Raw genomic sequence first — 2,450 nt, forward strand, 5'->3', positions numbered from 1 at the left:
TAATTTATGGGCGAATTATTGAAATTGAAGAAGATACAGAATATGAATTACAAGCAACCAGTGGAAATTCAATTAAAAAAATTATTTTTAATATTAATTTAAGAACAAAAAAGAATGAAATTAAAACACTAACAAACGAATTATTAAATGAAAGTAATTTATCATGAGAAGATATTAAAAACGAAGAATGAAGCCATGATATTGAATTATTTACCTATCAATTACAAAATAACACAATTTACAATATAAAAGAAAATCAAAAATATTGAGAAGACTTAAAACCACACACAAAACTAAACAACAATCTAAACAATAATTTTAACAACATTAAAGAAACAATGAATAAAAAAATGATTGCTAATAACGCATTACATAGTGAATGAGATAAAACATCTAACAAATTAGAAAAAAAATATTTATAAAAGAGAGGCAAAAAAATGGCATTTAGATTTATAACATTTGACAATACAGAAGATTATTTAACAGACCGCGACCAAGCAATATATTACGATTTTTTATTAAGAAACCAAACAATCCCCTACTATGCTAATAAAGAATTAAGCAATAAAAACGCTATAAACTTATTAGGYAATAGCGATAATTATAACGAAGAAATGTTAAAACTATGTGATAACAATTCAACTGGTTTTTTATTTTACGGATTTGGCGAACAAGAAAACTTAGAWGCAGAATTCAAATATGAAGACAACGGAATTCAAGTAAAAATAAAAACAAAAAAAAGGAAACAAAGAAATACCATTTTTTTATTTAAGCATTTGCGGAAGAATGATTAAAGTAGAAAACAACACCACAAACGATATCAACGACTTAATACCGTATGCAAAAAACCAAGCAGAAACAACAACAACAATATTTTTAACAATTAAAATAGATATGTCAAAAGCACCATTAATATATTCAATCCCCGATATAGACAACCCAGATGAAAACTACCAATATATTAATAAAAATTTTATTGAAAGTTTAGGAGAAAACAAAAGCGAACAAATTGAAAAATTAACAGAATTATTAGAACAATGCCCCATTAACACTAAAATTGACGAAGTTGAACCAAGCGAAATTGACAATAAATTCTATTTTGAAAAAACCAACGAAGAAGAAAACAAACCATGAAAAAATATTAAAAGTGCCATGACTTGAAACGATAATTCAAAAACAATAGCAACAGCCATAATCGATAACATTAATCAAGTAAATGATTTTAAATACCAAGCAATTTATCAAAATAAATGTGCTAGCGAATATTTTGTATGAACAGACAAAGGAAGATTAACCCAAGATAACTTAAACACAAGACATAAAGACGGAATTTATGAATTCCCTATCTTTAGTTTTAATTTACCCCTAAAAGGCGAAAAAATAAAATCCTTTAATTGAGAATACACCGCACGCGTTCCCATTCGTTATCAATCAATCAAAGACCCTAACAATTTTATTAATTTTTGCGAATATGCCCAAGAAAAAAAGGAAGAATTCAATAAAAAATGAACCAAAGAAATGGAAAAAATGGATCAAAAAACAGCACAACTAGACAAAAAAATTAGAGAAATGCCCTACAAAATAGAAAGCAGTGCCAAATATGTCAAAAGCAGATTAAAAGAAATGACACCAGACGAAAAACCTTTTAATCAAGTTGATAATAAATATTATTTTGTTGTGTGGCGTGGTGTTAAAAAAGATAATTGAAGAATTGTTAGATTTAAACATAATGAATTAAAAATAGGAAAAATATTTGATAAGTATAATAATTATAACTTAGAATTAAGAGAAAACTCGGGTTATCCATTTAATTTTACTTTATATGTTAGATATTCATCCTCTTGAGGGCCAGCAGATTGAGAATCATATAATAATAAGGAAACTTATTTTAAAGCAGTTTATCGTTGAAATGGCGGGGAAGAATGATCACCGATATTAACATATGATGGTGAGATGATTAAGTTTTGGGTATGAAAAGATTTTAAAACATGAGATAAAGCACAGCGTGGTATTGTGACAACGGGCCCGCTATTGGTTTAAGAGCATTTGGAAGTTGAGAACCATTAATTTGATAATAAGGAGAATAAAAAATGAGTGAAACTATTTTAGAAATTATTGTTTTGGTTATATCACTTTTTACTGATGGAACAACTGGCATAACAGCAACTATTTTGAGTAAAAAACAACAAAAAATTAGAAATGAAAATAAAGAATTAAAAGAAAAAATAAACGATATTAAAATTGAAATTAATAATATTAATACGAAATTAGATGTTATTACAATTATAAATAACAAACTTGCTAATAATAACAAAATAAATATCAGACAAAAAAACAAGGATGGTAATAAAAATGAAAAAGAAAAAGACTAAATTATTTTTTCTACGATTAGCATATTGAATAGTTCACGGTTTAACATTGGGATTGCCAATTTTATTCACTGAAATTAA

The 2,450-nt window shown here is 26.3% G+C and carries 4 protein-coding genes; all 4 read left to right on the plus strand.

Features of this window, described 5'->3' with window-relative positions; all coding sequences use genetic code 4:
• Positions 1 to 422, plus strand: a 422-nt coding sequence (locus C6B38_RS09635; protein ID WP_162475806.1) for a hypothetical protein, incomplete at its 5' end; no start/stop codon positions are given.
• 15 nt (positions 423 to 437) lie between these two features.
• Complete coding sequence (locus C6B38_RS02160; RefSeq protein ID WP_105298475.1) at positions 438 to 794, plus strand: hypothetical protein; 357 nt, start codon at positions 438 to 440, stop codon at positions 792 to 794.
• Complete coding sequence (locus tag C6B38_RS02165) at positions 787 to 2,040, plus strand: hypothetical protein (protein ID WP_105298476.1); 1,254 nt, start codon at positions 787 to 789, stop codon at positions 2,038 to 2,040. The genes C6B38_RS02160 and C6B38_RS02165 overlap by 8 nt, the downstream gene beginning before the upstream one ends.
• 50 nt (positions 2,041 to 2,090) lie before the next feature.
• Entirely contained in the window at positions 2,091 to 2,372 is a 282-nt protein-coding gene (locus C6B38_RS02170) for a hypothetical protein (protein WP_105298477.1), read from the plus strand.
• Positions 2,373 to 2,450: the final 78 nt, after the last annotated feature.

Origin of the sequence: Spiroplasma sp. ChiS (assembly GCF_002968355.1) — a bacterium.
Classification (GTDB): domain Bacteria; phylum Bacillota_I; class Bacilli_A; order Mycoplasmatales; family Mycoplasmataceae; genus Spiroplasma; species Spiroplasma citri.